The organism is Sphingobium sp. LSP13-1-1.1, assembly GCF_040676415.1.
Classification (GTDB): domain Bacteria; phylum Pseudomonadota; class Alphaproteobacteria; order Sphingomonadales; family Sphingomonadaceae; genus Sphingobium.
The window spans coordinates 16,388-34,246 of record NZ_JBEGHU010000009.1; the positions used below are offsets into that span (position 1 = coordinate 16,388).

The 17,859-nt window shown below is 64.0% G+C and carries 19 protein-coding genes; 12 read left to right on the top strand and 7 right to left on the bottom strand.

What is annotated here, in order from left to right; genetic code table 11:
• Window positions 1–64 precede the first annotated feature (64 nt).
• Both MRBLSP13_RS06735 and MRBLSP13_RS06740 read right to left on the bottom strand, forming a co-directional pair.
• Entirely contained in the window at window positions 65–871 is an 807-nt protein-coding gene (locus MRBLSP13_RS06735) for a 3-hydroxybutyrate dehydrogenase (protein ID WP_133653733.1), read from the bottom strand.
• Entirely contained in the window at window positions 868–2,046 is a 1,179-nt protein-coding gene (locus MRBLSP13_RS06740; RefSeq protein ID WP_363739233.1) for a patatin-like phospholipase family protein, read from the bottom strand. The genes MRBLSP13_RS06735 and MRBLSP13_RS06740 overlap by 4 nt, the downstream gene beginning before the upstream one ends.
• 158 nt (window positions 2,047–2,204) lie before the next feature.
• Here MRBLSP13_RS06740 and ypfJ point away from each other — a divergent pair, with 158 nt between their 5' ends.
• Together ypfJ and MRBLSP13_RS06750 are read left to right on the top strand one after the other, a co-directional pair.
• A complete protein-coding gene (gene ypfJ, locus MRBLSP13_RS06745) occupies window positions 2,205–3,074 on the top strand; it encodes a KPN_02809 family neutral zinc metallopeptidase (RefSeq protein ID WP_363739235.1) in 870 nt (289 codons plus the stop codon).
• Window positions 3,075–3,279: 205 nt separating this feature from the next.
• Window positions 3,280–3,450 carry a hypothetical protein gene (locus MRBLSP13_RS06750; RefSeq protein ID WP_363739237.1) on the top strand — a complete coding sequence of 57 codons (171 nt, stop codon included), beginning with the start codon at window positions 3,280–3,282 and terminating at the stop codon, window positions 3,448–3,450.
• Window positions 3,451–3,608: 158 nt separating this feature from the next.
• Here the strand turns inward: MRBLSP13_RS06750 and MRBLSP13_RS06755 are convergent, their stop codons facing one another.
• The gene (locus tag MRBLSP13_RS06755; RefSeq protein WP_363739239.1) at window positions 3,609–3,800 is read right to left on the bottom strand and encodes a hypothetical protein; all 192 of its coding nucleotides are present in this window, start codon (window positions 3,798–3,800) and stop codon (window positions 3,609–3,611) included.
• An 82-nt stretch (window positions 3,801–3,882) separates the two neighbouring features.
• Here MRBLSP13_RS06755 and MRBLSP13_RS06760 point away from each other — a divergent pair, with 82 nt between their 5' ends.
• The 7 genes from MRBLSP13_RS06760 to MRBLSP13_RS06790 all read left to right on the top strand — a co-directional run bounded on the left by MRBLSP13_RS06760 (window position 3,883) and on the right by MRBLSP13_RS06790 (window position 10,500).
• The gene (locus MRBLSP13_RS06760; protein WP_363753538.1) at window positions 3,883–6,570 is read left to right on the top strand and encodes a bifunctional [glutamine synthetase] adenylyltransferase/[glutamine synthetase]-adenylyl-L-tyrosine phosphorylase; all 2,688 of its coding nucleotides are present in this window, start codon (window positions 3,883–3,885) and stop codon (window positions 6,568–6,570) included.
• A 2-nt stretch (window positions 6,571–6,572) separates the two neighbouring features.
• Complete coding sequence (gene bcp, locus MRBLSP13_RS06765; protein WP_363739283.1) at window positions 6,573–7,034, top strand: thioredoxin-dependent thiol peroxidase; 462 nt, start codon at window positions 6,573–6,575, stop codon at window positions 7,032–7,034.
• Complete coding sequence (locus tag MRBLSP13_RS06770; protein WP_363753541.1) at window positions 7,031–7,840, top strand: ferritin-like domain-containing protein; 810 nt, start codon at window positions 7,031–7,033, stop codon at window positions 7,838–7,840. The genes bcp and MRBLSP13_RS06770 overlap by 4 nt, the downstream gene beginning before the upstream one ends.
• 105 nt (window positions 7,841–7,945) lie before the next feature.
• Complete coding sequence (locus MRBLSP13_RS06775) at window positions 7,946–8,668, top strand: M23 family metallopeptidase (RefSeq protein ID WP_363739244.1); 723 nt, start codon at window positions 7,946–7,948, stop codon at window positions 8,666–8,668.
• Between the two features lie 78 nt (window positions 8,669–8,746).
• Complete coding sequence (gene erpA / locus MRBLSP13_RS06780) at window positions 8,747–9,073, top strand: iron-sulfur cluster insertion protein ErpA (RefSeq protein WP_363753544.1); 327 nt, start codon at window positions 8,747–8,749, stop codon at window positions 9,071–9,073.
• A gap of 66 nt (window positions 9,074–9,139) precedes the next feature.
• On the top strand, window positions 9,140–9,913 hold the full coding sequence (xth, locus tag MRBLSP13_RS06785) for an exodeoxyribonuclease III (protein WP_363753547.1): 774 nt from the start codon (window positions 9,140–9,142) through the stop codon (window positions 9,911–9,913).
• 68 nt (window positions 9,914–9,981) lie between these two features.
• Window positions 9,982–10,500, top strand: a complete 519-nt coding sequence (locus tag MRBLSP13_RS06790) for a DUF2239 family protein (protein ID WP_363753550.1) — start codon at window positions 9,982–9,984, stop codon at window positions 10,498–10,500.
• A 140-nt stretch (window positions 10,501–10,640) separates the two neighbouring features.
• Here the strand turns inward: MRBLSP13_RS06790 and MRBLSP13_RS06795 are convergent, their stop codons facing one another.
• Entirely contained in the window at window positions 10,641–11,480 is an 840-nt protein-coding gene (locus MRBLSP13_RS06795) for a metallophosphoesterase family protein (protein ID WP_363753553.1), read from the bottom strand.
• A gap of 66 nt (window positions 11,481–11,546) precedes the next feature.
• Between MRBLSP13_RS06795 and MRBLSP13_RS06800 the strand changes: the two genes are divergently transcribed.
• Window positions 11,547–12,449 (top strand): diacylglycerol/lipid kinase family protein, encoded by a 903-nt coding sequence (locus MRBLSP13_RS06800; RefSeq protein WP_363739249.1) that lies wholly within the window; start codon window positions 11,547–11,549, stop codon window positions 12,447–12,449.
• 29 nt (window positions 12,450–12,478) lie between these two features.
• Here MRBLSP13_RS06800 and MRBLSP13_RS06805 read toward each other — a convergent pair whose 3' ends face one another.
• Window positions 12,479–13,636, bottom strand: coding sequence for an N-acetyltransferase (locus MRBLSP13_RS06805; RefSeq protein WP_363739251.1), 1,158 nt, complete (start codon window positions 13,634–13,636; stop codon window positions 12,479–12,481).
• Window positions 13,637–13,789: 153 nt separating this feature from the next.
• On the opposite strand from MRBLSP13_RS06805, the gene MRBLSP13_RS06810 reads away from it, so the two are divergent.
• Window positions 13,790–14,857, top strand: a complete 1,068-nt coding sequence (locus tag MRBLSP13_RS06810) for a fatty acid desaturase family protein (RefSeq protein ID WP_363753556.1) — start codon at window positions 13,790–13,792, stop codon at window positions 14,855–14,857.
• A gap of 30 nt (window positions 14,858–14,887) precedes the next feature.
• Here MRBLSP13_RS06810 and lptG read toward each other — a convergent pair whose 3' ends face one another.
• Together lptG and lptF are read right to left on the bottom strand one after the other, a co-directional pair.
• Window positions 14,888–15,991 (bottom strand): LPS export ABC transporter permease LptG, encoded by a 1,104-nt coding sequence (gene lptG / locus MRBLSP13_RS06815; RefSeq protein WP_363753559.1) that lies wholly within the window; start codon window positions 15,989–15,991, stop codon window positions 14,888–14,890.
• Window positions 15,992–15,994: 3 nt separating this feature from the next.
• Complete coding sequence (gene lptF, locus MRBLSP13_RS06820; RefSeq protein ID WP_363739256.1) at window positions 15,995–17,215, bottom strand: LPS export ABC transporter permease LptF; 1,221 nt, start codon at window positions 17,213–17,215, stop codon at window positions 15,995–15,997.
• A 142-nt stretch (window positions 17,216–17,357) separates the two neighbouring features.
• On the opposite strand from lptF, the gene MRBLSP13_RS06825 reads away from it, so the two are divergent.
• Window positions 17,358–17,852, top strand: coding sequence for a DUF2141 domain-containing protein (locus MRBLSP13_RS06825; RefSeq protein ID WP_363739257.1), 495 nt, complete (start codon window positions 17,358–17,360; stop codon window positions 17,850–17,852).
• Window positions 17,853–17,859: the final 7 nt, after the last annotated feature.

Here is a 17,859-nt window from a genome sequence, read left to right on the forward strand (position 1 = left end):
TTTTGTTTTCGCATCGTTTCAAGCGCAAAACCGGTTCCCACTTTTGCGCACGATGCTCTAGGCCCTACTGCGCGGTCCAGCCGCCGTCGATGCTCATATTGGCGCCAGTGATGTTCGCGGCGGCATCGCTGCACAGATAGAGCGCCATGGACGCCACCTGATCGACCGTGACGAACTGCTTCGTCGGCTGCCCCGCCAGCAGCACGTCGTTCATCACCTGCTCCCGCGTCATGTTGCGCGCCTTCATCGTGTCGGGAATCTGGTTCTCCACCAGCGGCGTCCATACATAGCCGGGTGAAATGCAGTTCGCCGTGATGCCGAAGGTCGCCAGTTCCAGGGCCAGCGTCTTGGTGAAGCCCGCCAATCCGTGCTTCGCCGTCACATAGGCGCTCTTGAAGGGGGAGGCGGTGAGTGAATGCGCCGAGGCCGTCTGGATGATCCGCCCCCACTTCTTTTCCTTCATATAGGGAATGGCGAGGCGGGAGGTGTGGAATGCGCTGTTGAGATTGAGCGCGATGATGAGGTTCCATTTGTCGACCGGGAAATCCTCGACCGGCGCGACATGCTGCATCCCGGCATTGTTGATGAGGATATCGACGCCGCCGAAAGTGTCGGCGGCTTCCTTCATCATCGCCTCGATCTGCCCGGTGTCGGTGAGGTCATGGCCGCTGTAGAGCGCCTTTGCTCCGCTCAACGCCTCCAGCCCGACGCGTTCCTTCTCGATGGCGTCCGCGTCTCCGAAACCGTTGATGACGACATTCGCGCCTTGGCCGGCAAGCAGCTTGGCATAAGCGAGACCGATGCCGGAGGTCGACCCGGTGATGAGGGCAGTCTTGCCCGACAGGAACTGGCCGGATTGGGAATTGCTCATGCCTGCTTCTCCTTGAGATGGTCGGGTGCGTCGAGGTCGAAGCTGGAGCTCTTCCCATTGACGATGTTGCGAGCGATGAGGTCACCCTTGTGCATCACTTCCTCCACCGCGTCGCGGCCCTGGGACCAGTGATCGAGCATGGTGGCGCGGGAAAATTCGAAGTCGCGCGCGCCGCTTTCCCAGGCGCGGCTGCGATAGATGAGATGGACGATGTTGACCGATCCGGTGTCCAGCAACTGCCGCAACCGTTGGGCATCGGCATCGTCCTGCAATTCGGGCGGCAGCTTTTCGAGCAGCGCGCGGATCGCCTTATGCTCCTTGCGCAACCGCAGATACTGGTCGGTCACCTGACGGGTACGGCTGGAATATTGAATGTCCTTGGTGCGGGAATAGACGTCGGTCATCTGGCGCGGCATCGGCCCTTCGGCAGGGAAGAGATCGACCTGGAACACCAGCATGTCCTCGCTCTGGTGGTCCAGCACATGGGCAAGCGGGGTGTTGGACACGATGCCGCCGTCCCAATACCAGCGGCCGTCGATCTCGATCGGCGGCAGGCCGGGGGGCAGTGCGCCCGACGCCATGATGTGGCGCGCGTCGATGCGGGTGTTGCCGCCCCGGCCGCGCGTGTCCCAATAGGCGAAATTGCCGCTTTCCACGTCCACCGCGCCCACCGACAGCCTGACCGGCCCGTCGTTCAGCAGGTCCCAGTCGACGCACGCGTCCAGCGTGTCCTTCAGCGGCGCGCTGTCGTAGAAGCTGATCGCGCCGGGCGTACCCTCCGGCATCAGCGGCGCGGGCCACAGGCGCGGGCGGAACATGCCCGGCACGCCGAAGGTCGCGACCGACCCGGCCGCCATCAGATGGGCGGCCTCCCGGATATGGTCGATCTCCGGCAGGACGACATTGGGCATCCCGCCCGAGACGGTCAGCCAGAATTTCTTGAGTCGACCAAGGCGTTTATGCGGCGGATTGCCGGCGATGATGGCGGCGTTGACGGCGCCGATCGAAATGCCCGCAACCCAGCTGATGTCGATGCCCAGCTCGTCCAGCCGCTGATAAACCCCGGCCTGGAAGGATCCGAGCGCTCCGCCGCCCTGCAGCAGAAGGGCGACTTCGCGGGGAAGGGGCAGGGGCGTGTTGGCGCGCCGGCGCGGCTGGGATTCGGTATCGGCCATGTCGCAGCGCAATATAGAATAGTCGCTCGGCATTCCAACTGAATGTCTCGTTACAATCTCTTCATGGGGCGCCATGGCCCGCGCAACCCGCGCCGCATCGGGGGCGTTCCCACGCGTGACGGAATGGAATAGGCAGGCGAGGGAAAGAGAGGGACGAGATGCGGCTCGACGACGAACGGGAAAGCACCAATTTCGAGATCCAGGACGGGCGTGGCGGCCTGGGCGGCGGCTTGGGCGGTGGCCTGGGGCTGCTGCTGCCGCTGATCGGCAGCCGGTTCGGCTGCGGCGGAATCGTCGTGGTGCTGATCATAATGGCGGTCATGGGCGTCAATCCCCTGAGCCTGATGGGGGGCGGCGGCCAGATGCCGCAGGGTGGCGAGGTCTCTCGTGATTCCTCCAGGCTCAGCGACGTGCAGCACTGGTCCCTCAAGGTGCTGGGATCGACGGAGCGCGTTTGGGGATCGCTGTTCCAGCAGGCGGGTCAGCAATATCAGCCCACCGTCCTTTCCTTCTATTCCCAGAACGGTTCGTCGGGATGCGGCGCGGCGCAGAGCGCCATGGGCCCCTTCTACTGCCCCAATGACCGGAAAGTGTATCTCGACACCGACTTCTTCACCGAATTGCGGCAGCGCTTCGGCGCGCCCGGCGATTTCGCCCAGGCCTATGTGATCGCGCATGAGGTGGGTCATCATGTGCAGGATCTGGAAGGAACGCTGGGCGAGGTGAACCAGAAGCAGCGCGCCGTCAGCGAGGCACAGGGCAACGCGCTGCAGGTGCGGGTCGAATTGCAGGCCGACTGCTATGCGGGCGTGTGGGCCAAGCGCACTGGCCTCATGGAACCGGGCGACCTGGAGGAGGGGATGAAGGCGGCCCAGGCGATCGGCGACGATACGCTGCAAAAGGCGGCTGGCCGCCGTCCCGTTCCGGAGAGCTTCACCCATGGGACCAGCGAGCAGCGGATGACCTGGCTCCGCAAGGGATTGGATAGCGGTGACCCCGCGCAGTGCGACACATTCAAGGGCGCCTGAGGTCCGGAGATCTGAGTCCCGTCCTTATTTCGGCTATTTCGGCGCCTCACCCGAAGACTGTACGCTTTGGATCGGCGCGGAGTTTGATGCGGGTGCGGCCGGCAGTCCGGCTCCGGGGGCGAGAAGGGGCCTGCCCGCTTCTGGCATGGGCTGGCCGAAGGAGAGATTTCCCGCGTCCGGCGCGGGCGGTGGCGGCGGAGACGGCATGGCTGCGGCCGGCGTCACGACTGGAGCCGGCGTCGGCATCATCACCGGAGCCGGGGTTGGCGCCATGGGTGACGGAACTGCTGTCTGCGGGGCTGACGGCACGATGCTCTGCACCGTCAGCACGACGATCGGGGCGGCGATCAGCGTCACCGCGGCAAAGGCCTTGTAGATCATGAGCGCGCGTCCTGCATTGTGCGCGCTACCGTAAACCGCCGAAGTAAATAAAATGCTAGAGCGATTTCCAGGCGACCGGAACCGATCGCTGGTCAAGAAATCGCGGGACACAAGGAATCCAGAGCGGCGATCTGATTCAATCAGATCGAGACCCTAATGCTGGTCCAGCTTCGCCAGCAGGTCGAGCATGTCGTCCGGCACCGTCCCACTGCTGGCGCGGAAGGTCGATCGCAACGCATTGCCCACCCCCTCATAGGGCTGCGGCACGCCGACGTTCAGGACGCGGCGGATCGCGCCTTCCTGAATCCGGGCTGACCGGCCGAAGGGTTTGCGTTGCATTTCCATGATCAAATAACTGCCAAGTCGTGCAAAAGTTTCTGGCGTTCGTCGCAGCGGCAAGCAATATCGGCTCCATTATGGGAGATTTATGGTGACGGACCGTTTGGCGGTCGCGACGAGGATCAGGGCGCATTCGCCCTTCCTCGCTCGGCAATGGGATCGTTTTCCGGATATTGCCGATCTGGTGGAGCGCGGGAATTTCGACGGCGCCTGGGCGGCCGCGCAGCAGGTGGCGGCGCCGGAGGATGGTATCGCCCGGTCGTTGAGGCGCAGGCGCGGGGCGGTGGCCCTGGTGACCGCCGCTGCGGATCTGGCGGGCGCCTGGGGACTGGACCGGGTGACGCGTACCCTGTCGGATTTTGCCGACCAGGCACTGGAGGAGGCCCTGGCCGCCGCCATGGCTGAGCGCTATCCGGATGCGGAAAAGCGGGGTTTCGTGGTGCTGGCGCTCGGCAAGCATGGCAGCCGGGAACTCAACTATTCCTCCGATATCGACCCGATCCTGCTCTACGATCCCAGGACGTTGCCCCATGGCGAGCGGGAAGACCCGGCGGACGCGGCCGTGCGCATCGGCCGGCGGGTCAGCGAACTGCTGAATGCCCGCGACGGCGACGGCTATGTGTTTCGTGTTGACCTGCGCCTGCGACCTTCCCCGGAGGCAACGCCGATCGCCCTGCCGGTGGAGGCGGCGATCGGCTATTATGAATCGACCGCGCTCGGCTGGGAGCAGGCGGCGTTCATCCGGGCGCGGCCGGCGGCGGGCGACATCGCGCTCGGCGATTATTTCATGCAGGCGATCCGTCCCTTCGTCTGGCGCCGCAGTCTGGATTTCGGCGCTATCGACGCGATCACGGACATTTCGCGCCGGATTCGCGACCATTATTCGCAGGGGCAGGCCTTCGGGCCGGGCTATGACCTGAAGCGTGGGCGTGGCGGCATAAGGGAGGTCGAATTCTTCGCCCAGGTGCACCAGCTCATTCATGGGGGCCGCGATCCGTCCCTGCGATCGGGCAATACGCGGGAGGCGCTGCGCGCTCTGGCGGGTGCCGGCGTGTTCGAGGGCGATGTGGCCGCCAAGCTGGACGAAGCCTATGTGCTTTTCCGCACCGTCGAGCACCGATTGCAGATGGTGGAGGACCGCCAGACCCATGAATTGCCCAAATCGGCCGAGGCGATGGACAATGTCGCGCGGCTGCACGGGCTGGAGGATGGCGGCGCGCTGCTCGATCTGCTGCGTCCGCATGTGCAGTGGGTGGGCAGCAATTACGACCGGCTGACCCCTGCGGCGCCCAGCGAATCGCTGTCGGTGGACGAGGACCGGCTGAAGGCGCAGCTTGTCGACCTGGGCTTTGACGATCCGGAAACACCGCTGGCACGGATCGCGCGCTGGCGTTCGGGCACGGTCCGCGCGCTGCGCAGCGGTGCGTCGCGGGACGCGCTGGAGGAGTTGCTGCCGGGATTGATGCGGACGCTGGCGGCGGCCCCCGATCCGGCGAGGGCGCTCAACCGGCTGGACGACCTGATCGGCCGTTTGCCGAGCGCGATCAACTTCTTCAAGCTGCTGGCGGCCCGGCCCGGCCTTGTCGAACTGCTGGCCGAACTGCTGAGTCATGCGCCGACGCTGGCCGATGCGCTGGGGCGGCGGGCGGAACTGCTGGACGGGCTGATCGACACATCCGCCTTCGACCCGCCGCCCGCCGTGGGGATATTGGCTGACCAGTTTGCCCGGCTGGAGGAGGGGGAGGATTATCAGGCGCTGCTTGACCGGGTGCGCCAGCGGGTGAACGACCGGCGCTTCGCGTTGGGCGCGCAGATCATCCGTGGCGGCGATCCGCTGGAAGCAGGACGGGGCTATTCCCGCGTTGCCGAAGCTGCCATCGAGGCGCTGAGCGCGGCCACGGTCGCTGAGTTCGAGCGCGCCCATGGGAAAGTGCCCGGCGGCGAGATGGTGATATTGGCGCTCGGGCGGCTGGGCGGCGGAGTGCTGACCCATGCCTCCGACCTCGACCTCGTCTATCTTTTCACGGGCAGCTTTGAAACCGAATCCGATGGCGCGAAACCGCTGGGCGCAACGCAATATTTCAATCGCCTGGGCCAGCGCATCACCAATGCCCTGTCGGTGCAAACGGCGGCGGGGCCGCTCTATGAGGTCGACACCCGGCTTCGCCCCTCCGGCGCGCAGGGCCTGCTGGCGGTGAGCCTCGACAGCTTCGCCCGCTACCAGCGCGAGGAGGCCTGGACCTGGGAGCATCTGGCGCTCACCCGTGCCCGCCCGGTCTTCGGTTCCGGCGCGGCGCGGGCGGCGCTGGGAGCGATCCTCACCGAAACGCTGGAGCGGCCGCGCGACTTCGAGGAGCTGGCGCGTCAGGCGGTGAAGATGCGCGGCGACATTGCCAGGCATAAGCCGCCTGCGGGCGACCTGGACGTGAAGCTGGTGCCGGGCGGGCTGGTCGACCTGGAATTCCTGATCCATATCACCCAGTTCCGTCACAATATGGCGTTCGACCCCGATTTGCGCGCCGCGCTGGAGCAGCTTGTCGCGGCCGGCCACCTGCCGGCCGAACTGGTCGGGGCGCATGACCTCATCACCCGTTTCCTGATCGTTTCCCGCCTGGTTTCGCCCCGATCGACCGAACCTCCGCAAGCCACCCGTCCTCTGGTGGCGCGGGACTGCGGCGTCGAAAGCTGGGACGCACTGCTTGAAAGCTACGCACAGGCCCGGCAAAGGGTGGCTGACGCGTGGGCGGCGCTGGCCGCGCCCTTCAAGGAGGAATGACGATGCTGGACGTGGGCGATGCCGTGCCGGAAGTGACGCTGAAGGATGCCGACGGCGCGGATTTCACGCTGGCGCGCTACAGGGGCAAGCCGCTGGTCGTCTATTTCTATCCCAAGGCGGACACGCCCGGCTGTACCAGCGAAGCGAAGGATTTCACGGCGCTGGCCGCTGATTTCGCTGCATTGGGCATGCCGGTGGTCGGGATATCCAGGGACAAGCCGGCCAGGCTCAAGAAATTTGCGGAGAAATATGGGCTGACCGTCACGCTTGCCTCCGACGAGCCGGGCGAGATGTGCGAGGCTTTCGGCACCTGGGTGGAAAAATCGCTCTATGGCCGCAAATATATGGGGATCGAGCGGGCAAGCTTTCTGGTTGGCGCTGACGGGAAGATCCAGCGCATCTGGCCGAAGGTGAAGGTCAAGGGCCACGCCGCCGAAGTGCTGGAGGCAGCGAAGGGCCTTTGACGCTCCCTATCGCCATCGACAGCGTGGGCGCGGCCTGCGCGCATGTGCTGCTGACCCCTGATCCGCTGGCCAAGCTGATGGCGGCGCGAGCGGTTGCGCGCGGCTGGCGGATGGGGCTGCTGGAGCATCGCTTCGACGCGGACATGCCCGATCGTCCGGCGCGCCCGGACCAGCCCGAACTGCTGCCGCCCAACCAGATGCCCAAGCGCGGCAAGATCGGTTCGGATCGGGCGCGGGTCGCGATGCTTCATGCGCTCGCCCATATCGAATTCGTGGCCATCGATCTTGCCTTTGACCTGATCGGACGGTTCGGGGCGGAATTCCCGCGCGACTTCACCGATGACTGGATGCGCGTGGGCGCCGACGAAGCCATGCATTTCGCGCTGCTAGACCGGCGGTTGCGGCAACTTGGCAGCCATTATGGCGCTCTGGCGGCGCATGACGGGCTGTGGCAGGCGGCCAGCGAGACGGCGCATGATGCGCTCGCCCGCCTTGCCATTGTTCCGATGGTGCTGGAGGCGCGGGCGCTCGACATCACCCCCGCCACCATCCTTCGCTTCCAGGGAGCGGGGGACGAAATGTCGGCGCGCATTTTGCAGAGGATCATGACGGATGAGATTCGCCATGTCTTTGCCGGGACGAAATGGTTCGACCATGCGACGAAGCGGCTGGGCGTGAACCCCGCAAATCATTACCAAATCCTTGTGAAACGCCACTTTCGGGGCGCGTTGAAGCCGCCGTTCAACGACTCGGCGCGTCGACAAGCCGGTTTAACGCGGGAATTTTACACTCCGCTTGCACAATGAGCCGGGACATGTCCTCTTCGCTCCAGCGGGTGGGCATCAGTCGCATTTTGGTTAACGTGGGGATAGCCGAGAGGCACAAGCCTCCGGTTGATAGTCGGGGTCGGCATGTTGGTTCTTCAGATTGAAAATGCGCGCGCTGCGCGATGGTTCCGTTCTGCGCTCAAGATGGTTGGAGCGATGGGTATGGCGGGAGCGCTATGCGCCGCCGTCCCGGCCCAGGCCAAGGCCGACGAAGACGATCCCTATGGCGATGCTTCGGAAATCAACACCAGTGCGCTTGGCCCTGCCGATGTCGGTTTTTCCAATCTCTTCTCCAGCCTCCAGCGGCTGGACGGTCAGACCAAGTCGGCCAACTACATCCCCTCGGGACGTCCGGTCGAGAAACTCTCCCTGACCTCCAATTTCGGTGTCCGCTCCGACCCCTTCAACGGCGGCGCCCGCATGCACAAGGGCATCGACATCCCCGGCCCGTTGGGCACCAAGATCTACGCGACAGCCGACGGCATCGTCAGCCGCGCCGGCTGGGCCAGCGGTTATGGCAATCTGGTGCAGATTTCGCATGGCGGCGGCATGGAAACGCGCTACGGCCATATGTCGAAGCTGCTGGTTGCCGCGAACAGCTATGTCCATCGCGGCCAGTTGATCGGCCTCATGGGCTCGACCGGCCGTTCCACCGGCAGCCACCTGCATTATGAGGTGCGCGTCGATGGTCAGGCGATCAACCCCATACCCTTCGTGGCTGGACCCGACTATCTGGTGGCGATGAACACCAAGCCGCCGGTCGCCATGGGCGGCCCGACCAGGGCCCAGGAAAAGGCGGCCGACTGAAGCCCCGCCAATCTTTCTTTCCCAAGGCCCGGCAGGCGAGAGCTTGTCGGGCCTTTTGCTTGATCCTATCTAGGCGCCATGACCGACATTGACCTTACATCCTCGGCCGCTGCCCGTGTCGCCGCCATCGCGGCCAAGCAGGGCAAGCCCGCCATCCTGCGCCTGGCGGTGGAAGGCGGGGGTTGTTCGGGTTTCCAATATCGCTTCGGCCTGGCCGATGCGGTGGAGGCAGACGATATCGCGGTCGAACGGGACGGCGTCACGCTGGTGGTCGACGATGTCAGCATCGACCTCGTTCGCGGATCGGCGGTGGATTTCGTGTCCGACCTTGGCGGAAAGGCGTTCAAGGTGACGAACCCCAACGCCACCGCTGGTTGTGGCTGCGGCACCAGCTTTTCGATTTAATCGCCGCACCGCTCTTGTAGAGGGGCGGATGAAGTCTTTAGGGATGCGCGCAAGGAGATTTGGGCCATGCGCATCGCCACCTTCAACATCAACGGGATCAAGGCGCGCCTGCCGCGCCTGCTGGAGTGGCTCGACGAGACGCGGCCCGACATTGCCTGCCTTCAGGAAATCAAGACGTCCGACGAGACCTTTCCGGTGAAGGATATCGAGGATGTCGGCTATGGCGCGATCTGGCACGGGCAAAAGGGGTTCAACGGGGTCGCGATACTGGCCCGTGGAGAGACGCCGGTCGAGGTGCGGCGCGGGCTGGAGGGCGAGGTCGAAGACGAACATAGCCGCTATCTCGAAGCCGATGTGAAGGGGCTGCGCGTCGCCAGCATCTATCTGCCCAATGGCAATCCCCAACCGGGGCCGAAATTCGACTATAAGCTGCGCTGGATGAAGCGTCTGCGCCTGCGCGCCGCGGAGATCTGGGCAGAGGAAGTGCCGGCGGTCCTGGCGGGCGATTACAATGTCATTCCCCGCGACAGGGACGTTTATTCGGTCAAGGCCATGGCCGACGACGCACTGATGCAGCCTGAAAGCCGCGCAGCCTATCGCCGCCTGCTGGGCGATGGCTGGACCGACGCCATCGCTTCCCGGCATCCGGCGGGCGGGGTATGGACCTATTGGGATTACCAGATGAACGCGTGGCCGCGTGACGCGGGGTTCCGGATCGATCATCTGTTGCTGAGCCCGGCCGCCGCCGACCGGCTGATCGACGCGCAGGTCGACAAGGATTTTCGCGGGCGGGAAAAGGCGAGCGACCATGCCCCGACCTGGGTAGAACTGATGGAATAATTTTACCCGGAATTTATTTGACTTTATTTTATCCGGATAATAAATCGCGTGCCGAAGGAGATTTCGGCATGACACGCACTTTGACGGCCTTTGCAGGCGACCTCTGGATTGCGACGGGCGATGAGGAAGAGGTGCGCGCGACGCTCCATGCCATGGGGACGGAGGCGCAGTCTCTGCTGCTGTTCGATGACAGCACGGGCCGGCAGGTGGATATCGACCTGCGCGGTCCCGTGCCGCAGCTTCCCCGTGGCCGCGGGCGTCCCCGGCTCGGCGTCCAGGCGCGTGAAGTGACGCTGCTCCCCCGGCATTGGGATTGGCTGGCGGCGCAACCCGGCGGCGCTTCCGTAACGCTGCGGCGATTGGTCGAGGCGGCGCGCAAGGACGCCGGGGCAAAGCCTTCGCCCCGCACGGCAATGGACGCGGCCTATCATTTCCTGACCGTGATGGCGGGCGACCGGGCCGGCTATGAGGAGGCGATCCGCGCGCTTTATGCGAAGGACAGGGCCGGGTTCGAAAGCGCCTCCGCCGATTGGCCTCGCGCCATCCGGGATCATGGCGCGGCCCTGGCCGAGGCAGCATTCGGCTAGGCCGGATCGACATTCAGCCCTGACGGCCTGCAAATGTCGGCCTTTCGTGCTTCCGGTGCTCACGTACCGGAAGTACGCTGCGCGCCGGGTCACGAAAAATCACCATTTTCGGCTCGTCATCATCTGAATGTCGATCCGTCCTAGCGCGCGGACATATCCCGTTTGATCCATGCGCCGCCCTGTTTGAAATAGCCGATATGCTGGCCGCGCTGGAAGCTGGCGCCGTCCCATGCCACCACCTGCAACTCGATCTCGTCATGGCGGTGGACGTGCAGCCAGTTGAAGCTTTGCGGTTCGGCATTGCGAAGGCGGGTGGAGGTCGCGGTTCCCGCCTGGATCACCAGCGCGCCGCCGGCATGCGCCACCATCTTCTCCGCCGCCTCCGCATAGGTTTGGTGGAAATGACCGGCCAGCGCGATGTGAATGCCCGCTTCCGTCGCCGCCTGCACGGCATCCTCATGGCGGCCGACGGCTTCGCTCAATTCCCCGCCCTTGCCGATCGGCATGGCGAAGAGGGGATGATGAGTGACGAGAATGCGCGTCTTGTCCGACGCCACGGACGCGAATTTCTCGCGAAGCATGTCCATCTGCTCATGGTTGATCCGCCCATCCTTGATGGTCAACGATCGCGCGGTGTTGAGGCCCAGTATCGCGACCGCCTCATCCTGGTAGAAAGGGCATGGATCATTGCTGATGTAGCGCTTGTATCGGCGCAGCGGCGCGCCGAAGCGGCGGGCAAGATCATAGAGCGGAACGTCGTGATTGCCCGGGACAACCAGTAGCTTCATGCCCGCCGCCCGCAGCCGGTTGAGCCAGGTTGCCGCTTCACGAAACTGTTCGCGCCGCGCGCGCTGGGTAAAATCGCCGCTGATGACCACCAGATCCGGTTGCTGCTGTTGCAGCCAGGCTTCGGCGGCGGTCACGATCCGGGGATCATGCGCGCCGAAATGAATGTCCGACAGATGAGCGATGCGAGCCATTGCTCATCAACGGGCAAGGCCTTTCATGGTTTCGGACCTCCGGGCGCGGTTGCGTGTTGTTGAGGCATGGAAACGATATCCCCACCCGCCAGGAATTTGCCGCGTGAAGCGGTTCTGATCGTCAATGTGCATTCCCGCCGGGGAGAGGCGTTGTTCAAGGACGCCAAGGCCATGCTGGAAGAAGCAGGGCTGCGCCTGATAGCGGCACATGCGGTGAAGGAGCCGGAGCGATTGCAGGAAACGGTACGCGGCGCCGTAGCGGATGGTGCGCCTATGGTGATCGTGGGTGGAGGCGATGGGTCGCTTTCCGGAACGGTGGACGAACTGGTGAGCAAGGATTGCGTCTTTGGCGTGTTGCCGCTGGGCACCGCGAACAGTTTTGCGCGGACCCTGGGCATTCCGCTCGATCTGGAGGGTGCCGTGGCGGTGATATCCGGCGGCCGGCGGCGGCGCATCGACCTGGGCATGATCGACCGCGACTATTTCGTGAATGCAGCCTCGCTCGGCCTGTCGCCTCGCATTGGGGAGACGGTGCCGCACAAGCTGAAGCGCTATCTGGGCCGGGTCGGCTATCTTCTATGGGCGATCAAATGTTCCATAGGCTTTCGCGCCTTCCGGTTGACGCTGGACGACGGCGTGAAGCGGCGCAATATGTGGGCGACGGAGGTGCGCATCCTCAACGGCCCCTATCATGGCGGGGTGGAACTGTCCGACCAGGCGGATGTGGACACCGGGGACATCGTCATACAGGCGGTCGTCGGGCGCAGCCATGCCCGGCTTGCCTGGGACTGGTACGCCAAATTCTTCAAGCTGCGCGATCGCGATGCGCAGACGGAGGAGTTTCGGGGCAAGGCATTCCGGATCGAAACCCGGCCGCCGCAGCGCATCTCCATCGACGGCGAAGTGCTGGCCAGCACGCCGGTCACGGTTCAGGTCGCGGCGGGCGCGGTGGAGGTGGCGGTTCCCTGACCGTCCTCCCTGCACCTGCGGGCAGCTGTTCAGAGCGTCTTTTCGTAGATCTGATAGACCTTGTTCACTCGGCTTTCTATGGCATCGGCGATCGCGTTCATGCCCTGGTTGTCGTCCAGCACCCAGCCGATTTCCCCCCGCGTCGCGCCATAATTGGTAGTGGCGCTGCGGCGGATATATTCGATCATCATGAAGGCAAGCTGGCTGGCCATGCGCGAAGATTGCAACCGCTGGACCACACCCATCAGCGGCACGCGCATGGTGCGGACCTTGGGCTTTCTCAGCCACCAGAGCAGCTTCGCCCAGCCGAAGGGAAAAAGCGAACCGTTGAGGGGTGCTATCGCCTCGTTGAGGTCGGGAAGCGTCATCATGAAAGCAACGGGTTCTCCCTCCAGCTCCGCGATCATGATGAGGTCGTTGAACACGATGGGCTTCAATTGCTTGCCGAAATGCGTGACCTCCTCGTCGGTGATCGGCACGAACCCCCAATTATTGCCCCAGGCGTCGTTCAGGATGTTGAGGATGATTGCCGCCTCGCTGTCGAATCTGGACTTGTCGACCTTGCGGATGCGGATGCGTTCATTCTTCTCGCCTGACTGGACAATGCGCTGGATCAGCGGCGGAAATTGCTGCGTGATGTCCAGTTCATAGGTCTTGAGCTGCTTGACCGCCTGATACCCGGCACCTTCGACCATTGCCCGATATTCCGGCTTGGCATGGCCCATCATTACGGTCGGCCGATGGTCGAAGCCTTCGACCAGCAGCCCCGGTTCCTCCCAGATCGACAGCGAGATCGGCCCCAGCGCACGGGTCATGCCCTTGCCTCGCAGCCACTCCTCCGCCGTTGCGATCAACGCTGCGCCGGTTTCGGCATCCTCTGCCTCGAACAGGCCGAAATTGCCGGTGCCCGGCCCCATGCCTTGCTCGGCCGGCTGGGTCAGAGCCAGATGATCGAGATGTGCGGACACGCGCCCCACCACCCGGCTTCCCCGGCGCGCCAGGAAATATTGCGCCTCGGCATGCCCGAAAAAGGGGTTCTTGCCCGGCGTGATCAGGCTGTACACTTCATCCTTCAGTGGTGGCACCCAGTTCGGATCATCGGCATAGAGCCGCCAGGGCAGATCGACGAAAGCCTTGCGATCGGCCTTGGAAGTTACGGGGGAAATCACCAGTTCTTGATGGGCCACGGCGCAGGACGCTTTCGCTGGAGAGGTTTGGGCAAAGCAGTTCGACGCTTGTTCCGGGAATGTCAATCGGGACATGAGCGGATGGGCCCATGATGATCAAATCGTCATGTTGCTGCCCCAATTGCAGCGCATTTACCCTTTAGGAACCACCGCATGACTGTGCACGATCCCCTTATTGCAGCCGCCTCGCGGACGAAAAGCGCGATCCCGGACGATGCGGCGATGCTGCGCGCGGCGGCCGATCTGACCCGCGAACTGTCGACGGCGCGCCCTGGCATCTATTGGCCCGATTTGCTGGCTTCGGCTTTCATCGGCTATGCCGCCCTGGCAGGAGCGATCATCAGCGGCAATGGCGCGTTCATGCTGGCATTCGGCCTGGTGGCGGTGCTGGCGCTTTATCGCGCGGCAAGCTTCATCCATGAGCTCACCCATATCCGCAAGGGTGCGTTGCCCGGCTTCCGCCTTGGCTGGAACCTCATCGTCGGCATTCCGCTGATGATTCCATCATTCCTGTATGAAGATGTGCATACGCAGCATCACGCCCGCACACGTTACGGCACAGCGAACGATCCGGAATATCTTCCGCTGGCGCTGATGAAGCCCTGGTCGCTGCCGCTGTTCCTCATCGTGGCGGCGCTGGCGCCGGTGGGCCTGATCCTGCGCTTCGCCGTGCTGACGCCGCTCAGCCTGATCATCCCGCCCTTGCGGCGCAAGGTGGTGGCGGAATTTTCCGCGCTTTCCATCAACCCTGCCTATCGGCGCCGCGCGCCGGAGGGGGAGTTCGCTCGTCAATGGGCCTGGCAGGAAGCTGGCGCGAGCCTCTTCGCGCTGGCATTGGTCGGCAGCGTCCTGGCCTTCGGATGGAAGCCGCTGCTGACCTATATGGCGGTGCATTCAGCCATGACGGTCATCAACCAGCTTCGCACGCTGGTCGCGCATCTCTGGGAAAATGAGGGAGAGGCGATGACCGTTACCGCGCAATATCTGGACTCGGTGAATGTGCCGCCGCCATCGCCTCTTGCGGCGATCTGGGCGCCGGTGGGCCTGCGCTACCACGCATTGCACCATCTGCTGCCGAGCGTTCCCTATCATGCGCTGGGCGAGGCGCATAAGCGGCTCGTGGCGACGCTGGAGAGCGATTCGCCCTATCATCGGGGGAATTATCCCGGCATGTGGCCGCTCGTCAGCAAGATCGCGCGGTCGACGATGGCGAAGCGCTAAGGCGTCCCTTGGAGGAGGGGGCGTCGACCGCTATTCCTCCGTCCGGAACAGGACCGTCTCGCCCACCAGCAGGAACAGCAGGAAGGGTGCCCAGGCCGCCAGAAAAGGCGGATAAGCGCCCAGATTTCCCATGGCGAGCGAGAAATTGTCCGCAACGAAATAGGCGAAGCCCAGCGCCATCCCCATCACCGCGCGCACGAACAACTGCCCCGAGCGCGCCAGTCCAAATGCGGCCACGGAGCCCAGGATCGGCATCAGCAGCGCGGAAAGCGGGCCGGACAGCTTGTGCCACAGGCTCCCTTCCAGTTCGGCCGTGGGACGTCCCGCATCGTGGAGGTCGCTGATCGCGGCCTGCAACTGGCTGAAGGTGAGGGCGTCGGGATCGACCTTTGCCAGGGTGAACTGATCGGGCCGTATGTCATGGCCGAAGCGAACGGTCCCGATACGGCGCTCCGTACCCCTTGCCACGTCGAACTGCCGCGCATCTTCCAGCACCCAGCTTTTGGCTGAAGGGTCATAATGACCTCTGGGGGCCTGCACGATGGTCGTCAGCGTGTTGTTGATCCGGTTGAAGATTTCGACCTTACGGAGTTGAACCGCCTTTCCCCGTCCGGCGACGATCGCGGCCGTTACCAGGTTGTTGCCGTCGCGGACCCACGGGCTGGCCTTGATTCCTCTGTCAGGCGGCAGAGGGCCGTAATCCACGGCTTGCCAGGCGGACAGGCGGGCTGTCGACCGTGCCACGATCCGTTCGTTGAAGGCATAGCTGATCAGCGCCACGCCCAGCGCCGCGGCCAGCAGCGGCGCCAATATCTGGTGCGCCGACAGCCCCGCTGCCTTCATCGAGATGATCTCGCTGTTCTGGTTGAGGCTGGCGAGCATGATCAGCGTGCCGAGCAGCACCGAAAAGGGCAGGAACCGGGCCACGATCTGCGGCGCGCGCAGCGCCACATAATGCCACAGCTGCGCGTCGCCATTGCCGGCATAAGCCAGGATGTCCCCCGATTCGCCCAGCAGGTCGAGCGTCTGGAGCACCGCCACCAGCATCGCCAGCACTGCGAAGGTCCGCGTCAGGAACAGCCGCGCCATGTACCAGCCAAGCTGGCGTGACGGGAAGAAGTTGAATTGATGCATGGGTCAGGCGGCTCCTTCCGCCATGGTTGTCGCCCTTGGCCGCCGCCGGAGGACGCCCAGCAGGCGGAAGACCTGCTTGGCGATCTTCGCGAAGGCAAATTCCAGCGCGGCGATCGGCTGGCCGCCGGGTCGATGCGCGATCACATGATACATCCAGAGGATCAGCCCTGCGAACAGCAGGAAGGGGCCCCAGAGCGCGATGATCGGATCGATCCTGCCCAGCGAACCCACGCCCTGTCCATATTCATTGACCTTGTGATAGGTCACGATGAACACGATCGACAGGAATACGCCCAGCGCCGAAGTCGACCGCTTGGGCGGAATGGCGAAGGCAAGTGCGGCCAGCGGCAGCAGCAGCATCATCGCCACCTCCACCATGCGGAAATGGAAATTGGCGCGTATCTCGTTGCGCAGCTTGTCGGGCGTGCCGGGATCGTGGCCGATCATCACCAGTTCGGGAATGGTCTTCTCCCGGTCCACGTCGCGACCGCGGAATTTCTCGATCTGCGGCAGGTCGATCGGCAGGTCGTGGCTGGAAAAGGACAGGATCCGCGGCGATTTATATTTGGGCGCGTCGTTCACCAGCACGCCGTCGCGAAGGCGGAAGATGATGGTGTCGGGATCGTCGGTCGCCAGAAATTCGCCTTGGGCGGCCGTCACCGCCACGGTCTGGCCGTCCTTGCCCGTGGCGCGCACGAAAATGCCCTGAAGGTTACGGCCTTCGTCCAGGCTGCGCTCGATCCTTAGCGTCATCCGCTTGCTCAGATTGGTGAATTCGCCCACCTTGATCGATGCGCCCAGCGCCCCCGACCGCAGCTCGAAGCGCAGCGCCTCATAGGCATGGCGCGACAGCGGCTGGACGAAGCCGACAATGCCGAAATTCAACAGGGCCAGCGCAACGGCGTACATATAGGGCACGCGCAGCAGCCGCCCGTAGGACAGGCCGACCGCCCGCATCACGTCCAGCTCCGACGACAGGGCCAGCTTGCGGAAGGCCAGCAATATGCCCAGCATCAGGCCGATCGGAATGCCCAGCGACAGATATTCGGGCATCATGTTCGCCAGCATGCGCCACACGACGCTGACCGGTCCGCCTTCCGCCGCGACGAAGTCGAACAGGCTCAGCATCTTGTCGAGCACCAGCAGCATGGCCGAGATCACCAGCGTGCTCAACATGGGCAGGGCGATCAGCCGGGCGAGATATCTGTCAGTGGCCGTCAGCATTCTCTATGTGGTCGTCCCATCACCATGATTTGGCCGCAAACCCCGCCCATATGCGATTCAGGTAGGTTGCGGGGCGAACAGGGGCTCGCCATCCAGTGACACTGGCCAGTGTCACTGGGCGGCTATAGCTTCACGGAGTTGGATGGTCATGTTCAAAGTTGCAATGGGTCTGATGTCGGTGGGGGCTTTGTTCGCCGCCGCCCCGGCGATCGCCCATGGTATGGAGATCGGCAACGACCTGGAACGCTGCTCCGCCGATGCAAAGGGGCCGGCGGTTCTGGTCGACGTGCGTGGCTTTGCCGCCTCGACCGGGAAGGTGCGGGTGCAGTCCTATCCGGCGACCAGGGCGGCCTGGTTGGCCAAGGGCGAATGGCTTGGCCGTATCGACGTTCCGGTGAAGGCCGTGAGTGGCCAAATGCGCTTCTGCATGCCCGTACCGCAGGCCGGCCGATACGGCATTGCCGTTCGCCACGACCGCGACGGCAACGGCAAGACGGACTTTTCGCGCGACGGCGGCGGATTTTCCAACAATCCGTCGATCAACATCTTCAACCTGGGCAAGCCGGGCGTCGAAAAGGCCGCTTTCTATGCGGGTCCGGGCGTGACGAAGATCACCATCAACCTCAAATATATGTGATCCCCCG